This is a genomic window from Streptomyces kronopolitis (assembly GCF_050953795.1).
GTDB lineage: Bacteria > Actinomycetota > Actinomycetes > Streptomycetales > Streptomycetaceae > Streptomyces > Streptomyces kronopolitis_A.
In genome coordinates this window covers 6,081,481-6,100,966 of sequence record NZ_CP191850.1, presented here as the reverse complement: position 1 = coordinate 6,100,966, position 19,486 = coordinate 6,081,481, and the positions used below count along the sequence as shown (strand labels likewise).

Here is a 19,486-nt window from a genome sequence, read left to right as displayed (position 1 = left end):
GGGCGGGCCGGGCCGCACGACACACACGCAAGCGAGCCCGACGGCCTTGAGGACCGACGGGCTGTTGCTGGCCGACAGGGTCAGGCGTGGGCGCCGAGGACGGCCGTGATCCGCTCCGGGTCACCGCAGACGATCAGCAGCGCTCCGGCGCGGGCCATCGCGGCCGGCAGTGCCGTCCCGGTGACCTCGTCCGAACCACCGTTGACGGCGACGACCACGACGGGCCGGCCGGTGGCCCGCCCGGCAGCGGCGTCCGCGTAGAACACATCGTCAGCGGCGTCGTGTTGGGCCCAGTACGAAGCCTCGCCGAAGGTGAGCTCATGCGCGGCCCACGGGTGGGTCTCGCCGGTGGTCAGCACCAGGATTTCGCCCGGCGCTCGCCCGGAGTCCAGCAGCAGGTCGACGGCCTCGTCGGCGGCGTCGGCGGCGCCGGCGGCGGGCGCCGGGATCAGCTGGAGCTGCGCTCCCGAAGCGCTGCCGGTCGTGCCGGCCGGCGGCTGCGGGGAGCCGGTGCGCTGCGCCGGCGGAGCGGCGACAGGACCACGCGGCGGGGCAGCAGGTCCGGGCTTGCCCGGACGGACGCTGGCCGCCGGAGCGCCACGCGGAGGAGCGGGGCGGGGACCGGGGCCAGGAACAGGACGGGGGGTCGGCGCGGTACGGCCTGCGGCCGCAGTTGCGCGGGGACCCGGGACACTCTCGTGAATCTGAGGCTCCTCGGGGATGAGAGGCATAAAGGGATGTCTATCAAACGTAAGTGCGGAACACGTCATCGGGTACCGAATTGATGTCCGCACCGCTCAGAAATCGAAGCCGAGTTGGCCACCGGCTTCCAGAGCGGCTGCTTCGGGGGTGATGCGCACCTTCTTCAGATGCCGCCACCGGGGCAGGGCGTCCATGTAGGACCACGACACTCGGTGGTGCGGCGTGGGACCGTACTCCTCCAGGGCGATGCGATGGGTCGGCGAGGGGTAGCCTGCGTTGGCCGCGAAGTCGAAGTCGGTGTAGCCCAGCCCCAGTTCGGCCATCATCGCGTCGCGCCGCACCTTGGCGATCACGGACGCGGCGGAGACCGCGATGCAGGACTGGTCACCCTTGATGACCGTGCGGACCCGCCACGGCGCGCCCAGGTAGTCGTGCTTGCCGTCGAGAATGACCGCGTCCGGCCGGACCGGCAGCGCCACCAGGGCGCGGACGGCCGCGAGCCGCAGTGCCGCGGTCATGCCCAGCCCGTCGATCTCCTCGGGCGAGGAGTGCCCGAGGGCGTAGGCCGTGACCCATTCGCCGAGAACTTCGCACAGTTCGGCACGGCGCTTGGGAGTCAGCAGCTTGGAATCGGTGAGTCCGTCGGGCGGACGGCGCAGACCGGTGATCGCTGCGCAGACGCTGACCGGACCGGCCCACGCTCCGCGTCCGACCTCGTCGACACCTGCAACGATCTTGGCGCCCGTCGTGGCGCGCAATGATCGCTCGACGGTGTGGGTGGGGGGCTCGTACGGCATGGCGCCAGCAAGGTTACGCCTATTCGGCCCAGCCGTCCGCACCGGATCCCGACCCGGCGGAAAACGATATCCGAGCAGGTGCGGGCGGAGCGGGCCGGCACTGCTGCCGACGGGTGTCCGGAGGCCCGCGCGGAGTGCGTCACACACCGCTCCCGCGTGGGCCGCACGCCGCCGCCGACGCCGAATTCGCGGCCTGCAGCCGTCCGTTGGGAGGGAGGCAGGGAGACCGGAACGACCGCGGACGGTCGGGGCGCGGCGGGCGGGCGGAGCCGCGGACGGCCGGCTCGCGGCGGGCAGGCCGGGCCGCGGTGTGGCGGTGATCAGTCGCTGTGGACGGGGGCCCAGGCGGGGAGGGATTCGGTGCCGGCCAGCCATGACTCGGGCGGGGCGCCGGCCCGTCCGGCGGCGACGATGCCGCCGACGATGGCGCAGGTGGTGTCGACGTCACCGCCGGCGTGGGCAGTGGCCCAGAAGGCCCGCTCGTAGTTGCCGAGATGCCGGGCCGCGGCCCAGAGGGCGAAGGGCACGGTGTCGTGGGCGCTGGTGCGCCGTCCGCAGCCCAGCACCGCGGCGACGGTGCCGGAGTCGGCGTAGTCGAGCATGTCGCGTGCCCGGCGCAGACCGGCCTGTACGGCGCTGCGCGGGATCAGCGCCAGCACCTCGTCCAGCAGCTGTTCGGGGCCGAGGTCGCGGGCCGGGTCGGCCACCAGGGCGGCCGCGGCGGCGACGGCCATGGCGCCGACGACGGCCTCGCGGTGCTGGTGGGTGGTGTAGGCGGAGATCTCGGCCTGGTGGGTGGCCTGCTCGGGGTCGTCGGCGTACCAGGCACCGAGGGGAGCGATGCGCATGGCGGCTCCGTTGCCCCAGGAGCCGTGGCCGTTGAAGAGCCCGGACGCCAGCTCCCGCCAGTCGCCGCCCTCGCGGATCAGCCGCAGCATGCGGTTGACCGCCGGACCGTAGCCACGGTCGAAGTCGTGATGATCCGCGAAGGAGCGGGCGAGGGAGTCCTGGTCGATCCGCCCGTGCGCCGTGAGCACGGCCAGCACGGAGCAGGCCATCTCCGTGTCGTCGGTCCACTGCCAGGGGGCGGGAGGCAGCTCACGGCGCTTGAGGGAGGGGTAGTGGGCCGGGACGAAGAACTGGGAGCCGAGGGCGTCGCCCACGGCCAGCCCGCGCAGGCTGGCCAGGGCCCGCTCACGGCGGTCTGCGTCACGGTGGTCGAGGGTCATCGGTGTGCACTCTAACCGGTGGCCCCGTAGGGCTCGGGTTCACACCAGCGGTCGAAGGGCCGGTCAAGGGTGTAGCGGCCGTTCTCGCCGAGCAGCAGGGTGCGCCGGTCCGCGTTGCCCGGATTGGACAGCGACTCGAAATCGGCCACGGTCCAGTGGAACCAGCGCATGCAGAACAGCCGCATGGTGAGCCCGTGCGTGACGATCAGGACGTTCGGCGGGTGGTCCGGGTCCTCGAAGCTGCGCCACAGGCTCTCCAGGAACGCGCCGACGCGGTCGTAGACGTCGGCCCCGGACTCGCCCTGGGCGAAGCGGTAGAAGAAGTGTCCGTAGGCGTCCCGGTAGGCCTTCTGCTGCCGGACGTCGTCGCGGTCCTGCCAGTTCCCCCAGTCCTGCTCGCGCAGCCGGGGCTCCTCGCGGACCCGCACCCTGGCGGGATCGAGACCGAGCGCCCGGAAGGTCTGGTGGGTGCGGCGGTAGGGCGAGACATAGGCGGAGACCCGCTGGTCCCCGAACATCTCCCGCAGCGGGCCGCCGGCCTCCTCAGCCTGTTGCAGCCCGGCCGGGGTGAGCGAGAGCGCGTGATCGGGCTCCCGCTCGTAGACGGTGTCGTCGACATTCCCCTCCGACTCTCCGTGGCGGATGAGGACGATGCGTCGGGGCCGAGCCATGCCGCCAGCGTAATTCGCCCGCTTTGCACCCGCCGCACCCCGGCGCCGCCACACGCCGACTTCACCATGGCGTATCGCACCCCGTTCCGGCTCCGCGATGATGTCGTGCACCGCACGGTCCGCGCGCCCCGGATCCGGGCGCCCCTCCCCCACACCAGTCCTCCGCCATGCCCACCCCCCAACAAACGCAACGCATGTTGCATTACGATGAGCATGGCACGGCTGGCGCACTAACGCAAGGGATGAGCTTTTGACTGACGACGTAGCGAGCGGCGACCGGCACCCGGCCGACGGCTCCGCTCCCGCCCCCGGCACCCGGCGCCCCGGCGGCCGCACGGCCCGTACCCGCGCCGCCGTCCGCGACGCCGTACTGGCCGGCCTCACCGAGTACGGCTATCCGGGCTTGACCGTCGAATACGTCGCCGAGCACTCCGGCGTGCACAAAACGACGCTCTACCGCCGCTGGAAGGACGTCGAGGGCCTGGTGGTGGACGCCCTGGACCTCGCGGGCGAGGACACCTGGACCCCGCCCGACACCGGGTCCCTGGAAGGCGATCTGCGCGCCCTGGCCCACGAGGTCGTCGCGTCCTTCGCCGACCCCGCGGTGGCCGCGTCGGGCTCCGCGATGATCGCCGCCGGCTTCCAGTCGGAGCGGGCGGCCACGGCGCTGCGCGCCTACTACACCGAGCGGTTCGCGCGGTGCGAGGTCCTCGTCGAACGTGCCGCCCGACGCGGCCAGTTGCCCGCTCCCCCGGATGCCGCACCGGTAAGCCCGGCGCACACCAGCCCCCCACACCACGCGATCGACGCCGGCGCGCTGGTCCGTTCGGTCTCCGCGCCGCTCTTCTTCCGCCTGTTCATCACCCGGGAGCCGGTCGGGGCCGTACAGGCCGACCAGGCCGCGGCGGCCACCCTGGCCGCGGCCCACGCCGGGGCGTTCACCGCCGGCAGCGCCACGGGCGAGGCCGCCGGCTCCGGGCGCGGCACGGAGTCCTGAACGGGCCGCCGCTCACACCGTCCATGACGGTTCCAGCTCGACCACGTCGCCCGCGATGGCCCGGACGTCCGCGGCTATCTGGGCCCGCAGCGCCAGCCGCTCCACCCGCTCGGGCCGGTACTTCCCCCGCTCGGCCGACGACTGCCACATGGACAGGACCAGGAACTCCTCGCCCGGAGCGCGCCCCAGCATCCCGCGCTGCATCCCGGGTGAGCCCGCCATCGCCGGGTTCCAGACCTTCTCCTGCATCAGCATGAAGTGGTCCACCCGCTCCTGATACACCTGGCAGTGCGCCAGCCGCAGCACGTCCACCTCGCCGAACGACGGGCGGAAGCCCACCTTAACGTCGAACTCGTGCTCAAACAGGCGCACCTGGGCGTCCTTGTAGGTGCCGACCTGGGCGGCCGCCAGCCGGTCGTGCGAACGCGCCATGAAGGAGTCGTAGAACGCCCGGCTCTCCCAGAAGGCGACCAGATGCGCGACGCCCGGCCTCGCCCGGCTCCACCCGCCGCCCTGCCCCCGGAACCCCGGCTCACCCAGCAGCCCCGCCCATTTCCGCTGCCCCCGCTCGAACCCACGACGGTCCACGACGGTGAGGCGAATCCACTTGACAAGCACCGCGCCATCGTACGGCCCGTGGGCGAACCGGAATCACTGCGCGTCACATTCCGACCACCCCGAACTTCCATGCGGACACGGGCCGATGGGCGTGCGCAGTGGTCACCACCGCGTCGTCCCGGCGTCCGCGAGCCCACACCTCCCATGGACGCGAGGGGGCAACCGAACGCCCCACGGGAGCCTCTCCGGTTCCGCCGGGCAAAGAGGTCATCGGGTGGTCGGGCCGGACTCCGGAGGGCGTTTTCCAGCCATCCGGACGACCTCCATATCGCCTGCGACCAGGGAAAGTTGCTTCCGCCCAGGAGCCGACGGGCGTGGCACGATGGTCCCGCAACGGGAAGTCCTGGGGAGCCGTCCGAGTCCTCCTTACGCGGCCGGGCCGCGTCCCCGGGAGACGAAGGAGGGGAAGCCCGGTGAGCACGCTCAACAAAGGCATCGAAAAGGTCGAGGTCACTCTGAAGTGGGACCCCAGTCCCCTCGGGACACCGGACAACGACCTCGACATCGTCGCGGCCACGTACCCGGCCGACGCGCCGCACGGCGACCCGGCCTACCTCGTGGCCTTCGACAGCCGGTCGCCCGACGGAACCATCACCCTCAACCGGGACAGCAGGACCGGCCAGGGCTTCGGCGCCGACGAGATCATGACGCTGGAGCTGGACCGGCTGTCCGACGCCTACTCCCGGGTCCTCGTCGGGGTGGCCATCCAGCAGGGCGAGGGCCGCAAGATCTTCGGTGACGTGCCGAGCACCCATGTACGGATCCGCGAGGGCTACACCGATCTGGCGGAGGACGATTTCGCCTCGGTCGCGGAGGCGACCGCCGCGACGGTGGCCGAATTCACCCGGGACGAGACGGGCAAATGGCGCTTCCGCCCCGGCCTCCGGGGCTTCGACGCCGACCCGGACACGTTCGTCTCGGTGATGGGTCACTGAACGGGACGGCGCTGCCGCTCCCCCACCCAGCGGCGGCATGAGCCGGCCCGCTCCCACGGGGCGCGCCGCCGGATGCACCACAACGCCGGCCGAGCATTCCCCGGCACGCACGACGGAGGGGACCGGCGCCCGGCCGGTCCCCTCCGTCTTCCCCGGGCCTTCGCAGCCCGGGCGGGCGGCCGTGCGGGAGAACACCTCCCGCACGGCCGCCCCTTTGCTCAGCTGCAGCCGCTGGTCGAGCCGCAGCCCTCGCACAGGTAGCAGCTGCCGGCCCGCTGCATCTTCGTCCCGCAGGAGAAGCACAGGGGGGCGTCGGCGTTGATGCCGAGCTGCATCTCGACGAGTTCGGCGTTGGTGTGCGCCTGCTGGGGAGCCGGTGCGGCGGCGTCCTCGACGATCTTCACCGCCGGGGCCGGCTCCTGGGCCGACTCGATCTGGCGCGGTGCCGACTGGGCCAGGCCCTCGACGTCGACCTCGTCCTCGGAGGGCTCGTACGAGCCGGTCTCCAGGTGGCGTTGGCGCTCCTCGACGGAGTGGATGCCGAGCGCCGAGCGGGTCTCGAACGGCAGGAAGTCCAGCGCCAGGCGACGGAAGATGTAGTCGACGATCGACTGCGCCATCCGCACGTCCGGGTCGTCCGTCATGCCGGCCGGCTCGAAGCGCATGTTGGTGAACTTCGAGACGTAGGTCTCCAGCGGCACGCCGTACTGGAGGCCCACCGACACCGCGATGGAGAAGGCGTCCATCATGCCCGCGAGGGTCGAACCCTGCTTGGACATCTTCAGGAAGACCTCACCGAGACCGTCGTCCGGGTAGGAGTTGGCGGTCATGTAGCCCTCGGCGCCGCCGACCGTGAAGGAGGTGGTGATGCCGGGACGGCCCTTGGGCAGGCGGCGGCGCACCGGGCGGTACTCGACGACCTTCTTCTCGGCGACCGGCTCGGCCTTCTTCTCCTCCTCCTTCTTCTTGGCGGAGAGCGGCTGGCCGACCTTGCAGTTGTCGCGGTAGATCGCGAGCGCCTTCAGGCCGAGCTTCCAGCCCTGGAAGTAGACCTCCTCGATCTCCTCGACGGTGGCCGTCTCCGGGACGTTGACCGTCTTGGAGATCGCTCCGGAGAGGAAGGGCTGCGCGGCGGCCATCATGCGCACATGGCCCATGGCGGAGATCGAACGGACGCCCATGGCGCAGTCGAAGACCTCGTAGTGCTCCAGCTTGAGCGCGGGGGCGTCGACGACATTGCCGTGCTCGGCGATGTGGGCGACGATCGCCTCGACCTGCTCGGGCTGGTAGCCGAGCCGCTTGAGCGCCTTGGGGACCGTGTTGTTCACGATCTGCATGGAGCCGCCGCCGACCAGCTTCTTGAACTTGACCAGGGCCAGGTCCGGCTCGACGCCCGTGGTGTCGCAGTCCATCATCAGGCCGATGGTGCCGGTCGGCGCGAGCACGGAGGCCTGCGCGTTGCGGAAGCCGTTCTTCTCGCCCAGGCGCAGCACGTCCTGCCAGGCCTCGGTGGCCGCCGCCCAGACCGGGGAGTCCAGGTCGTCCATGCGCGTGGCGACACCGTTGGCGTCGGAGTGCTGCTTCATGACGCGCTTGTGGGCGTCCGCGTTGCGGGCGTAGCCGTCGTACGGGCCGACGACCGCGGCGAGCTCGGCGGAGCGCTTGTAGGAGGTGCCGGTCATCAGGGAAGTGATGGCACCGGCCAGCGCGCGGCCGCCGTCGGAGTCGTAGGCGTGGCCGGTGGCCATCAGCAGGGCGCCGAGGTTGGCGTAGCCGATGCCCAGCTGGCGGTAGGCGCGGGTGGTCTCACCGATCTTCTGGGTGGGGAAGTCGGCGAAGCAGATGGAGATGTCCATCGCCGTGATGACCAGCTCGACGACCTTGGCGAAGCGCTCGGCGTCGAAGGACTGGTTGCCCAGGTCGTCGTCGCGCAGGAACTTCAGGAGGTTGAGCGAGGCGAGGTTGCACGAGGAGTTGTCCAGGTGCATGTACTCGCTGCACGGGTTGGACGCGGTGATCCGGCCCGTCTCCGGCGAGGTGTGCCAGTGGTTGATGGTGTCGTCGTACTGGATGCCGGGGTCGGCGCACGCCCAGGCGGCCTCCGCCATCTTGCGGAAGAGCCCCTTGGCGTCGACCTGCTCGATGACCTCACCGGTCATCCGGCCGCGCAGCCCGAACTTCGAGCCGGTCTCGACGGCCTTCATGAACTCGTCGTTGACGCGGACCGAGTTGTTGGCGTTCTGGTACTGGACCGACGTGATGTCGTCGCCGCCCAGGTCCATGTCGAAGCCCGCGTCGCGCAGCGCGCGGACCTTCTCCTCCTCCTTCACCTTGGTCTCGATGAAGGCCTCGACGTCCGGGTGGTCCACGTCCAGGACGACCATCTTGGCCGCGCGGCGGGTGGCGCCGCCCGACTTGATCGTTCCGGCGGACGCGTCGGCGCCGCGCATGAAGGAGACCGGACCGGAGGCGTTGCCGCCGGAGGAGAGCAGCTCCTTGGAGGATCGGATGCGGGAGAGGTTCAGGCCTGCGCCGGAGCCGCCCTTGAAGATCATCCCCTCTTCCTTGTACCAGTCGAGGATCGACTCCATGGAGTCGTCGACGGAGAGGATGAAGCAGGCGCTGACCTGCTGCGGCTGCTGGGTGCCGACGTTGAACCAGACCGGCGAGTTGAAGCTGAAGACCTGGTGGAGCAGGGCGTAGGCCAGCTCGTGCTCGAAGATCTCGGCGTCCGCCGGGGAGGCGAAGTAACCGTTCTCCTCGCCGCTCTTGCGATACGTCTTGACCACGCGGTCGATCAGCTGCCTGAGGCTGGCCTCACGGGTCGGGGACCCCACCGCGCCACGGAAGTACTTGCTCGTGACGATGTTGACCGCGTTCACCGACCAGAATTCGGGGAACTCGACGCCACGCTGCTCGAAGTTGATCGAGCCGTCGCGCCAGTTGGTCATGACGACGTCACGAGACGCCCACACCACCTCGTCGTACGGATGCACGCCGGGTGTGGTGTGGATGCGCTCGATACGCAGACCCTTGCTCGCCTTGCTGCCCTTGGCGCGGGAGCCTCGTGCCGGGCCGCTCGTCGTCTCTGTCATTCCGCCTCCCTGTATACGGGCAAACGCCCATATGTGCGCACTCATTCCGTGGCACGGTGTATGTCTTGCTGCTGCCGGGACGCCCTGCTCGCGCCCCGGTATCAGGTCCTGGATGTGCGCCGAACTCAGTCGGCGGCGGTGGCGGGCACGGGAACGGCCGGACCTTCGCCCTCGGCCTCGCCCCCGTGGTCCTGCCCGGGCGGCCCCTGCTCGCGCTGCTCCCGCAGCTCGGTGATGGCCGCCTCGAAGTCCTCGAGTGAATCGAATGCCCGGTAGACGGACGCGAAGCGCAGGTACGCGACGAGGTCGAGTTCCTGCAGCGGGCCCAGTATGGCGAGCCCGACGTCATGGGTGGTCAGCTCGGCGCTGCCGGTGGCACGCACCGCCTCCTCGACCCGCTGGCCGAGCTTGGCGAGGGCGTCCTCGGTGACCGGGCGGCCCTGGCACGCCTTGCGCACACCCGCGATGACCTTGTTGCGGCTGAAGGGTTCGGTGACCCCGCTCCGCTTGATCACCATCAGCGACGCCGTCTCGATCGTCGTGAAACGGCGGGAGCAGTCGGGGCACTGGCGGCGCCGGCGGATCGCCGTCCCGTCATCGGTGGTACGGCTGTCGACGACCCTGCTGTCCGGGTGCCTGCAGAAGGGGCAATGCACGCTCCACCCTCCTCACCCTTGATATACGGACGTACGTACGCCAACGATCCCGGCGCACGGCGACAACCTCCGACCGGTCCGTACGGGCCCTTCGGAGCAGTCCCCAGCATAGGCGATCCCGACCCCGACGAGAGACCAGGGACCACAACTTCTGGGTAACCGAAGGCATCTAACCACTAGATGTGGTGTCGGGCCGCTTACATGCGCCTACCGCGTGTCGCGGGGGCGGCGGGCCGGGACGCCGCAGACGAGAGTACGGGAAGCGACCCGGCCAGGAGCGCGGCGGGGCCGGGGTGGCAGAATCGGCGGGGTCGCGGCGGCGGCCGCGCCGGGCCGCGCGCTCCGACACTCCCGGGGGTCGCGAGCCGACCTGAGAGACGGGCGGTTGACGCGGCCCGGGACTCGAAAAGCCGCTCGGCCATACACCCAGCACTCGCCTCGGTCAGCAGATCGGCGAATATTTCACTCGAACGTGTGTTTGGCGCAACCTTTCGAAAGCAACTACCGTTGGCTAACCAGGGAGAACATTTCGAGAGGGGCCGACGTGACCACCACCGCAGACAGCGCGACCATCACCGCACAGAGCCACTCCCAGGGCCGGTTCGAGCATCCGCACACGGCACAGCGGCCACCGATGGACGACGCCACGGCGGACCCCGAAGAGCAGAAGCCCGCCCGCTCGCTGCCCGGCCGTCCGCCCGGCATCCGCGCGGACAGCTCCGGGCTCACCGACCGCCAGCGCAGGGTCATCGAGGTGATCCGGGATTCGGTCCAGCGCCGTGGCTACCCGCCGTCGATGCGCGAGATCGGCCAGGCCGTCGGGCTGTCCAGCACCTCCTCGGTGGCCCATCAGCTGATGGCGCTCGAACGCAAGGGCTTCCTGCGGCGCGACCCGCACCGCCCCCGGGCGTACGAGGTCCGCGGCTCGGACCAGTCCAGCTCCGCGGCGACCGAGACCGCCGGCAAGCCCGCCGCCTCCTATGTCCCCCTGGTCGGCCGGATCGCCGCGGGCGGCCCGATCCTCGCCGAGGAGTCGGTCGAGGACGTCTTCCCGCTCCCCCGTCAGCTCGTGGGTGACGGGGAACTGTTCGTGCTGAAGGTCGTCGGCGACTCCATGATCGAAGCCGCGATCTGTGACGGCGACTGGGTCACGGTCCGCCGCCAGCCGGTCGCCGAGAACGGCGACATCGTCGCCGCGATGCTGGACGGCGAGGCCACCGTCAAGCGCTTCAAGCGCGAGGACGGCCATGTCTGGCTGCTGCCGCACAACTCCGCGTACCAGCCGATCCCCGGCGACGAGGCGACCATCCTCGGCAAGGTGGTGGCGGTGCTCCGCCGCGTCTGAGCCACCCCTCACGACCGAGCCCCGGAACCACTGCGCCGGTTCCGGGGCTCTGCTGTGGCGGCGGCACCGCTGCCGGTGCGTCGGTTACGCGTCCTCGTCCTCCGCCGCCTTTGCCGCGGCGTCGATGGCGGCCAGGGAGCGGCGGACCTGGTTGCGGTCGGTGGTGTACCAGAACTCCGGCATCGACTTGCGGAGGAAGGAGCCGTAGCGGGCCCGCTCCACCCGGGGGTCGAGGACGGCCACCACCCCGCGGTCGCCGGTGGCCCGGACCAGACGGCCGGCGCCCTGGGCCATCAGCAGGGCCGCGTGGGTCGCCGCGACCGCCATGAAGCCGTTGCCGCCGGCCTCCTCCACGGCCTTCTGCCGGGCGCTCATCAGCGGATCGTCCGGGCGCGGGAACGGCACCCGGTCCATCACGACCAGCTGGCAGTTCGCACCCGGCACGTCGACGCCCTGCCACAGGGACAACGTGCCGAACAGACACGTACGGGCGTCCGAGGCGAAGGCCTTGATCAGCTCGCCGAGGGTCTCCTCGCCCTGGAGCAGGATCGGCAGGTCCAGCCGGCCGCGCAGTTCCTCGGCGGCGGCCTGGGCCGCGCGCATCGACGAGAACAGGCCCAGCGTGCGCCCGCCCGCCGCCTCGATCAGCTCGGCGAGTTCGTCGAGCATGTCGGTGCGGCTGCCCTCGCGGCCCGGCTGGGCCAGATGCTTGGCGACGTAGAGGATGCCCTGCTTCGCGTAATCGAAGGGGGAGCCGACGTCCAGCCCCTTCCAGGGCGGGACGTCCTCGCCCTCGGTGCCCTCGGGGGCCAGGCCCATGGAGGCCCCGACCCCGTTGAAGTCGCCGCCCAGCTTGAGGGTGGCGGAGGTGAGGACCACCGAACGGTCCGTGAAGAGCTTCTCGCGCAGCAGACCGGAGACCGAGAGCGGAGCCACCCGCAGCGAGGCGCCGAAGCGGTCGTGGCGCTCGTACCAGACGACGTCGTACTCGGAGCCGTTGGCGATCCGCTCGGCGACGGCGTGGACGTTCTCCACCGCGGCGAGCGCCTGCTTGCGGACCGCGTCCTCGTCCTGGACCGACTTGTCACGGGTCGAGCCGAGCGCCGAGATCACCGTGCGGGCCGCGTCCCGCAGCGCCATCAGGCAGTAGCCGAGGTCCTCGGGGATCTCTTCGAGACGGCCGGGCAGGGCCAGCTCCATGAGGCGCTCGAAGCCCTCCGAGGCGGTCTGGAGCTGGTCGGCGGCCTTCTCGTTGACGAGCTTGGCGGCCCGGCGGACGGCGCGGTTGACCTGGCCGGGGGTGAGCTCGCCGGTGGCGACGCCGGTGACCCGCGAGACCAGCTCATGGGCCTCGTCGATGATCAGGACCTCGTGCGACGGAAGGACGGGGGCGCCCTCGATGGCATCGATGGCAAGCAGCGCGTGGTTGGTGACGACCACATCGGCGAGCTTGGCGCGCTCCCGGGCGGCCTCGGCGAAGCACTCCGCCCCGTAGGCACACTTCGAGGCGCCCAGGCACTCCCGGGAGGAGACCGAGACCTGGCCCCAGGCGCGGTCGGACACGCCGGGGGTCAGTGCGTCGCGATCGCCGGTCTCGGTCTCGTCCGCCCAGTCGCGCAGCCGCAGCAGGTCCTTGCCGAGCTTGCTGGTCGGCGTCGCCTGCTCGAACACGTCGAAGAGGCCGTCCTCCTCTTCCTGCGGGGCGCCCTCATGGAGGCGGTGCAGGCACAGGTAATTGGAGCGGCCCTTGAGCATGGCGAATTCCGGGCGGCGGCGCAGCAGCGGATGGAGGGCGTCGACCGTACGCGGAAGATCGCGTTCCACCAGCTGGCGCTGCAGCGCGAGGGTGGCCGTGGCGACGACCACGCGCTCGCCGTGGGCCAGGGCCGGCACCAGATAGCCGAGGGACTTTCCGGTGCCGGTGCCGGCCTGGACGAGCAGATGGGCGTTGTCGTCCACGGCCTCGGCGACGGCCTCGGCCATGGCCACCTGGCCGGGGCGTTCGGTGCCGCCGACGGCGGTGACGGCGGCGTGCAGCAGATCGGGGAGGGAGGGCTTCGTCATAGCGTGGCAAGCCTACGCGGGACCACTGACAGCCACCGCGGTCACGGCAGATGCAGGGGGTTGGGGACGGTGCCGTGCACGGCCGCGTGCGGTCGGTCACGACGGTCCCGGTAGCCGTCCACATGCAGACGGTTGCGGTTCAGACACAGCCGCTCGATCCGCGGGGTGAGCAGGTCGAAGGTGTCGTGCCGCTCCTTGAGGTGGGGGAAGCGCTCGTGGTGGCGCAGGATCTCCGCCCGGACGAGTGACCAGAACTCGGCCTCGGGCACGCCCAGTTGGTCGGCGCACAGCGGCGCGAGGTAGCGGAAGACGCCGACGAACAGGCCGGAGTGGATGAACTGGGTGAGGAAGGAGGGGGGTTCGGTCAGCAGGACGGTGCGGACGTCGTCCGGCATGGAGTCGTGCTCCGGGAGGCGCCAGGAGCTGGTGTTGACGTCGTCGACGAAGTCCTTGACCGCGAGGCGGGTGGGGACGTCGTGGGCGTCGAAGACGACGATGGCGTTCTCGCCGTGCGGGGAGAAGACCGTGCCGTACTGGTAGAGGAAGTGCAGCAGGGGCGGCAGCAGCGCGGCGAACAGCCGGCTCAGCCACTCGCGCGGCTCCAGACCCGAGCGGTGCACCAGCTCCGCGGTCAGGGCGCGGCCCGCGGGGTCGGTCTGCAGCAGCGCCGCGAGGGTGCGGGCGCGTTCGCCGGGATCGAGCCGGCCGCTGACCGGCTCCCGCCAGATGCAGCCCAGCAGCTCCTTGAACTGGTAGGGGACGCCGGGCAGCCGGTCGTAGAGGGGGTGCTCGACGGTGACCGAGGCGGTCTCGCCGAGCAGGATGACCCGGGTCTCGTCGCGCAGATAGGGGTCCGCGTCGCGCAGGCCGTGCACCCAGCGGGTGACGGCGGGGGCGGCGAGGGTGCGCTCGGTGGGCAGGCCGCGCCACACCAGGGTGTTGAGGATCGACAGCGGCAGCTTGACCGTACGGGCCTCGGGGCGGCTGACGTTGAGGAAGGTGCGGATCGACTGCTGCGGCAGCCGGAGGTCGTTGTCAGTGGGCAGCGCGATGATGGATCCGTCGGCGAGCTGCGGCGCGAAGAGCGGGGCGATGGTCTCGTCCCACTGCCAGGGGTGCACGGGGAGGTAGAGGTAGTCGGCGGGGTCGTGGCCCCGGTCGGTGATGGTGCGGGCGAAGGCGTGACGGGTGGCGGGGGCCAGTTCCTCGCCGTAGAGGCGGTCGGGGGTGGCCAGGGTGGGGATACCGCGGTAGTGGGCGATGCGGTGGTGTGCGGCGAGCCAGGGCAGCCGCCGCGCGGTGCGGGCCTCGGGGGCCCAGGTCGCCGCGTCCTGGGCGGAGAAGCCGAGCCGGCCCTTGTTCGCGACGAGCCAGGGGTGGCCGGTCTGGTGGCCTTCGAGGGCGGCGTAGTCGAGGTCGGCGAGGTCGGCGGCGCTGAGGGCGGTGGCGTCGAGCCGGGTGTCGGCGGCGAGGGTGGCGGTCAGCTCGCGGATGAGATGGCCGGTGGTGTCGCCGGACAGGCCCAGCACGGTGTCGTGGGCGTGGCTCAGGAAGTGGAACGGGTCGGTGCCGGGGGTGAGGGAGTCGGGGTCGACGCGCCAGTGCCCGTAGGCACCGCGGCGGGCCCTGAAGCGGTAGACCAGGTCGTCGGTGACCGGCAGCCGGTATTGCGGGGTGCCGTCGGGGGCGGTGCCGTCGGGCTCGGGGAGGAGGATTTCCTCGTACGCGAACTCCGCCAGGATCTTGGCGAACAGTCGGCTCGCGGCGTGCTGCCAGGCGCGGTGCGAAGGCTGGGATTCATGGGGTTCAGGAGACAAGGAGGGACTCCTCGGAGCGGGACCGCCCCGGCTCGTGCGGGGGACAACCGGGGCAGCGGGATGGACGGTGAAGCCGAACGGGACCGTCGACGGACGGTCCCGGGGTCAGAGCAGATGGCGGTGGGCGCGGTCGCGGACCATCAGCGCCGCGCGTTTCTCGGGCAGTGCGATCTCGTCGGCGTAGCGGAATCCGGCGCTCAGGAACGCCGCGAGGGAGGCGGTGTTGCGCAGATCCGGTTCGGCGACGACCCGGGTGCACGCCGGGCGGTGGTCGAGGACGAGGTCGGCGGTGGCGCGCAGCAGGGTGGCGCCCAGCCCGCGGGCGCGGTACCCGGCGCCGAGGAGCAGATGGATGCCGGTGTCGTGGGGCCGGGCCGGGTAGTGGCGGGCGAGGGGGTCGAGGTCGGCGCGGTAGATCTCCCAGTAGCTCATCGGCGCTCCGGCCAGCACCCCCAGGCAGGGCACGCTGCGGCCGTCGCCGTCGAGCCGGCCGCGCAGATGGGCGGCGGTGATCTCCGGCGGGCCCGCCAGCTCCCAGAAGGCCGCGACCGCCGGATCGTTCATCCAGCCGGTGATCCGGTCGAGGTCGCGGGCGGGCCGGACGGGCCGCAGCGCGAAGCGGCCGGCCGGGGTGTCGGCCGCTCCCCAGCCCGCCAGGCCGTCGAGCAGCGGGCCGGCGGCCGGATCGTCCGGGGACGCCGACCGCCGGTCACCGTCGGCGAGGCGCGCACCCCCTCCGGGCGGGAGCTGCAGTGCGAGGGTGTCGTCGGAGCTGGAGCTGAGGCCGGAATCGGTCGGGGGCACGGCGAAGCTCTCCTCTCGTGGCCGCGTGCCGCGTGGCCTGATCGGTCGCGGGGCGCCGGGGGACGGGTACTGCCAGGGGGGTGCGGTGGGCGGCTAGGGGGCGAGGGGGTTGGGCAGGGTGACGTAGACGGACTGGGTTTCGACGGGGCCGACGAGTTCGTCCAGCCCGTGCAGCCGGGTCGCGAGGTTGGCCTTGCAGCGCAGGGTGCGGGCGGCCAGCAACTGCCCGGGGAGGGGCGAGCGGTGGGCGTGGGGGGCCGCGGCGGCATCGGCGAGGAACCGCCGGAAGGCGGCGAGCAGGATCTCTTCGCGGACCAGGCGCTGGGAGCCGAACGCCCCGATGAGGCCGAGGACGTTGTTGATGCCCAGGTAGTAGGCGAACCGTTCGTCGGTGACGTCATCGGCGACGAAGCTGTCGCTGGCGGCGCCGATGCCGGGCAGCCGGCGCTCCAGCTCTTCGCGGCGGGAGGTGCGGAAGTAGTAGCCCTGGTTGTCGCGGTAGCGGCCGCCGACCGGCCAGCCGTCGGGGTCCAGCAGCACCAGGGTGTTCTGCTGGTGGGCCTCCAGGACGACGCCGGCCGTGCCGTCGAGCCACAGCAGGGGCCGCACGACCGCTTCGAGATAGCGCAGGAACCACTCGGTGGCGACCGCGTCCAGGCTGCGGCCGGTGCGGGCGCCGAGCGTGGTGACGAGGTCCTCCAGCCGGGAGCGCACCCCGGGGTGGCCGGGCCAGGGCCGGGGCGAGGTGAGGCCGGCGATGCAGACCGCGTCGTCGGTGGTGCTGAAAGGGTTGTGCCGGATCACGACGTCGAGGCCCTGGACGGGGGCGCCGCCGAGGCCGTCGACGGCCAGATAGGCCGGGTCGCGGACGATGTCGAAGCCGGGGTGCTCGCGCTGCCACTGCTCGGCCAGGCCGGTGCGCAGCAGCCGGTGCACCTCGACGCCGCGGGCCAGTTCCTTGCGGAGGTTCTCCCGGCGGGAGTTGGTGATCCGCAGCCCGAGGGAGAGCTTGAGCATGGCGTGGGCGTCGGGGCGGTAGACCGTGCGGACGGAGGAGGTGGGGTGCCAGGGGGCGCCGTGGGCACCGAGGTCGTGGAGCAGTCCGGCCTGGCGCAGCGCCGTGGTCTCCGGGCGGTCGGCGACCTCCCTGGCCTGCCAGGGGTGCAGCGGCAGCGGCACGGTGTCCTCGGGCAGGCGCAGGCCCTCTCCGGCCAGGCGCAGCACGAGTTGTTCGGCCGCGACGGGCTTGCCGCGTTCGGTCCAGGCGGATTCGGTGGCCAGGACCGAGCGGTGCACGGCCATCCAGTGGAGCCGGAAGGCGCCGCGCATCTCGGGCGAATAGGCGCGGAGTTCGGCGTCCGAGAGGCCCTCGCGGCTCTTGGGGGTGGGGTGCAGCGGATGGCCGAGCAGGAGGGACTGTTCGGCTTCGAGGAAGAGGGCGCCGTGGTCGTCGGCCGGGCGGGCGCGCCGGTCGGTGAGGAAGGTGGCGACATTGCGGACGGAATTGGCGACCCGGCCGAGGAGTTCGGCGCCGTCGCCGTCCGGGGCCTGCTGCCGCGCGGGGTCCGGGTCCGGCCGCTCGTCGGCGTCGGCCACGCGGTGCTCCCCGCCGTCGGAGGCCCGCCGGTCGCCGTACGCGGCCTCCCGCCGCAGCAGGGCGGCGAGGGTGACGGTGTCCAGCGGGGCGGCGCCGGTCGGGGCGCCTTCGAGGGTGGGGGCACCCAGGCGGTGCCAGCCGGTCGGGGACCAGTAGCGCACGGGAATGTGCAGGGCGCCCGCGACGGCCCGCAGGGGGATGCGCAGCCGGCCGTCGGCCGGACGGTGCGGGCCGCTCTCGCGCAGCCAGCAGCGCAGCAGATGCTCGATGCCCGCGGCATCGGCGGCGACCGCCGGGTCCGGGTGGTCGAGGGGGTCGTGGTCGCCGCTGCGGGCCCGGTCGTACGGACCCGGGCCGCCGTGGGGGGCGTCCTCGTGGGTCTGCTGGTGGCAGGCGTGGTCCGCGGCGCGGCGCTGCTGGCGCGGCACCGATTCGATGGTGCCCGCGCCCTGGTGGGCCGGGATGCGCTCGACGGGCTGGCCGCCGTCGGGGCCGGGTCGTTCGTTCATGGGGAGATGCCTCGCGTGGTCGTGGGGGACGGGCCCATGGGCCCGGGGGTGGTGCGGACCGCCGCCATGAGGGCGTCGGCGAGGCGGTCGAGGATCGCGTCCGCCTGTTCGTCGGTGATGGTCAGGGGTGGCAGCAGCCGGACGACGGCGGAGTGCCGGCCGCCCAGCTCGACGATCAGGCCGCGGTCCAGGCAGGCGTGCTGGACGGCGGCGGCGAGCCGGGGGTCGGCGGGGCGGGCGCCGGTGGCATCGGCCTCGGCTTCCCGGTCGACGATCTCGACCCCGAGCATCAGTCCGCGGCCGCGGACGTCGCCGATGCAGTCGTGGGCGGCGGCGAGGTCGGTGAGCCGGGCGTGCATCCGGGCGCCGAGCTCCCCGGCCCGCCGGTCGAGGCCGTTCTCGCGGACGTAGGCGAGGGTGGCGCGGCCGGCGGCCATGGCCAGCTGGTTGCCTCGGAAGGTGCCCGCGTGGGCGCCGGGCTGCCAGGCGTCGAGTTCCTCGCGGTAGACGATCACGGCCAGTGGCAGGCTGCCGCCGATGGCCTTCGAGAGCACCAGCACGTCGGGCACGATGCCGCTGTGTTCGATGGCCCAGAAGGCGCCGGTGCGGCCCACGCCGGTCTGCACCTCGTCCACGATCAGGGGGATCCGCCGTTCGGCGGTCAGCTCCCGCATCCGCCGCAGCCAGCTGTCCGGGGCCGGGATCACGCCGCCCTCGCCCTGGACCGGTTCCAGGATCATCCCGGCGGGTCCGGGCACCCCGCTCTTCTGGTCGTCGAGCAGGCTCCGGGTCCAGCGCGCGGCGAGTTCGGCGCCCCGCTCACCGCCGGTGCCGAACGGGCAGCGGTAGTCGTACGGATAGGGCAGCCGGACCACGCTGGTGTGCCGCGCTCCCCCGGAGGCGGCCAGCGCCTGCGCGGTCATGCCGTGGTAGGCGCCGGAGAAGGCCATCAGGCCCTCCCGGCCGGTCGCGGTGCGGACGAGGGTGAAGGCGGCCTCCACGGCGTCCGTGCCGGCCGGGCCGCAGAACTGGATGCGTCCCTTTTCGGCCAACTCCTTGGGGAGCGTGGCGAACAGCTCGGTGATGAAGGCGTCCTTGACGGGCGTGGCCAGATCGAGGATGTGCAGCGGCGCCCCGGAGTCGAGGACGGTACGGATCGCCTCCAGCACCACGGGGTGGTTGTGGCCGAGCGCCAGTGTGCCGGCGCCGGAGAGACAGTCGAGATAGCGCCTGCCGTCGGCGCCCTCGATGGTCAGCCCCCGGGCGCGCACCGGGACGATGGGCAGCGAGCGGGCGTAGGTGCGGGCAGCGGACTCACGCAGGGACTGCCGGCGCAGGATCCCTTCATGGGCCGGCGGCGCGGCCGTCGGCACGGATTCGGTCAACGCCACGGCAGTTGTGTCCTCCTGCTGCTGAGCGGCTGAAAGCCGCGCGGGCCCTGCGGGCAGCCCGGCCGTCCCCCGTACGTACCAACGACGGCGGGGACCCGGGATCACGGCTGAGGACAAGATCCTTGCGGGCGTGAAACCGGGGACCCGAGTTCCGCCGTCCTCATCGTCACCGGCATAGTGGGGTGTTGCGCGGGATCTAGGGGTTCATGACAAGAACCCACCGGCGCGGCACCACACACGTCACACCGGCTCAGTCCGA

15 protein-coding genes are annotated in these 19,486 nt (G+C 72.0%); 3 read left to right on the top strand and 12 right to left on the bottom strand.

Going from position 1 to position 19,486, the window contains the following annotated elements; genetic code table 11:
- Positions 1–80: 80 nt before the first annotated feature.
- The 4 genes from ACQP17_RS27020 to ACQP17_RS27005 all read right to left on the bottom strand — a co-directional run bounded on the left by ACQP17_RS27020 (position 81) and on the right by ACQP17_RS27005 (position 3,399).
- Positions 81–731, bottom strand: a complete 651-nt coding sequence (locus tag ACQP17_RS27020) for a hypothetical protein (RefSeq protein ID WP_433858584.1) — start codon at positions 729–731, stop codon at positions 81–83.
- 66 nt (positions 732–797) lie between these two features.
- A complete protein-coding gene (locus tag ACQP17_RS27015; RefSeq protein WP_433858583.1) occupies positions 798–1,499 on the bottom strand; it encodes a ribonuclease HII in 702 nt (233 codons plus the stop codon).
- 320 nt (positions 1,500–1,819) lie between these two features.
- Positions 1,820–2,728: an ADP-ribosylglycohydrolase family protein gene (locus ACQP17_RS27010; protein ID WP_433858582.1), complete on the bottom strand. Its 909-nt coding sequence runs from the start codon at positions 2,726–2,728 to the stop codon at positions 1,820–1,822.
- 11 nt (positions 2,729–2,739) lie between these two features.
- A complete protein-coding gene (locus tag ACQP17_RS27005; RefSeq protein ID WP_433858581.1) occupies positions 2,740–3,399 on the bottom strand; it encodes a histidine phosphatase family protein in 660 nt (219 codons plus the stop codon).
- A gap of 250 nt (positions 3,400–3,649) precedes the next feature.
- On the opposite strand from ACQP17_RS27005, the gene ACQP17_RS27000 reads away from it, so the two are divergent.
- Positions 3,650–4,396, top strand: coding sequence for a TetR/AcrR family transcriptional regulator C-terminal ligand-binding domain-containing protein (locus tag ACQP17_RS27000; RefSeq protein WP_433858580.1), 747 nt, complete (start codon positions 3,650–3,652; stop codon positions 4,394–4,396).
- Between the two features lie 12 nt (positions 4,397–4,408).
- Here the strand turns inward: ACQP17_RS27000 and ACQP17_RS26995 are convergent, their stop codons facing one another.
- A complete protein-coding gene (locus ACQP17_RS26995) occupies positions 4,409–5,014 on the bottom strand; it encodes a YdbC family protein (protein ID WP_433858579.1) in 606 nt (201 codons plus the stop codon).
- A gap of 413 nt (positions 5,015–5,427) precedes the next feature.
- Between ACQP17_RS26995 and ACQP17_RS26990 the strand changes: the two genes are divergently transcribed.
- A complete protein-coding gene (locus tag ACQP17_RS26990) occupies positions 5,428–5,949 on the top strand; it encodes a TerD family protein (protein ID WP_433858578.1) in 522 nt (173 codons plus the stop codon).
- A 218-nt stretch (positions 5,950–6,167) separates the two neighbouring features.
- Here ACQP17_RS26990 and ACQP17_RS26985 read toward each other — a convergent pair whose 3' ends face one another.
- A complete protein-coding gene (locus tag ACQP17_RS26985; protein ID WP_433858577.1) occupies positions 6,168–9,044 on the bottom strand; it encodes a vitamin B12-dependent ribonucleotide reductase in 2,877 nt (958 codons plus the stop codon).
- 125 nt (positions 9,045–9,169) lie between these two features.
- Positions 9,170–9,700 (bottom strand): transcriptional regulator NrdR, encoded by a 531-nt coding sequence (gene nrdR / locus ACQP17_RS26980; RefSeq protein WP_433858576.1) that lies wholly within the window; start codon positions 9,698–9,700, stop codon positions 9,170–9,172.
- Between the two features lie 544 nt (positions 9,701–10,244).
- Here nrdR and lexA point away from each other — a divergent pair.
- Positions 10,245–11,045, top strand: coding sequence for a transcriptional repressor LexA (gene lexA, locus ACQP17_RS26975; RefSeq protein ID WP_433858575.1), 801 nt, complete (start codon positions 10,245–10,247; stop codon positions 11,043–11,045).
- Positions 11,046–11,129: 84 nt separating this feature from the next.
- Here lexA and ACQP17_RS26970 read toward each other — a convergent pair whose 3' ends face one another.
- From ACQP17_RS26970 to ACQP17_RS26950, 5 genes are all read right to left on the bottom strand, one after another.
- Positions 11,130–13,109 carry an ATP-dependent DNA helicase gene (locus ACQP17_RS26970; protein WP_433858574.1) on the bottom strand — a complete coding sequence of 660 codons (1,980 nt, stop codon included), beginning with the start codon at positions 13,107–13,109 and terminating at the stop codon, positions 11,130–11,132.
- Positions 13,110–13,150: 41 nt separating this feature from the next.
- Positions 13,151–14,926, bottom strand: coding sequence for an IucA/IucC family protein (locus ACQP17_RS26965; RefSeq protein WP_433858573.1), 1,776 nt, complete (start codon positions 14,924–14,926; stop codon positions 13,151–13,153).
- A gap of 105 nt (positions 14,927–15,031) precedes the next feature.
- Complete coding sequence (locus tag ACQP17_RS26960) at positions 15,032–15,730, bottom strand: GNAT family N-acetyltransferase (protein WP_433858572.1); 699 nt, start codon at positions 15,728–15,730, stop codon at positions 15,032–15,034.
- Positions 15,731–15,823: 93 nt separating this feature from the next.
- Complete coding sequence (locus tag ACQP17_RS26955) at positions 15,824–17,836, bottom strand: IucA/IucC family protein (protein ID WP_433858571.1); 2,013 nt, start codon at positions 17,834–17,836, stop codon at positions 15,824–15,826.
- Complete coding sequence (locus ACQP17_RS26950; RefSeq protein WP_433858570.1) at positions 17,833–19,227, bottom strand: diaminobutyrate--2-oxoglutarate transaminase family protein; 1,395 nt, start codon at positions 19,225–19,227, stop codon at positions 17,833–17,835. The genes ACQP17_RS26955 and ACQP17_RS26950 overlap by 4 nt, the downstream gene beginning before the upstream one ends.
- Between the last annotated feature and the right edge of the window lie 259 nt (positions 19,228–19,486).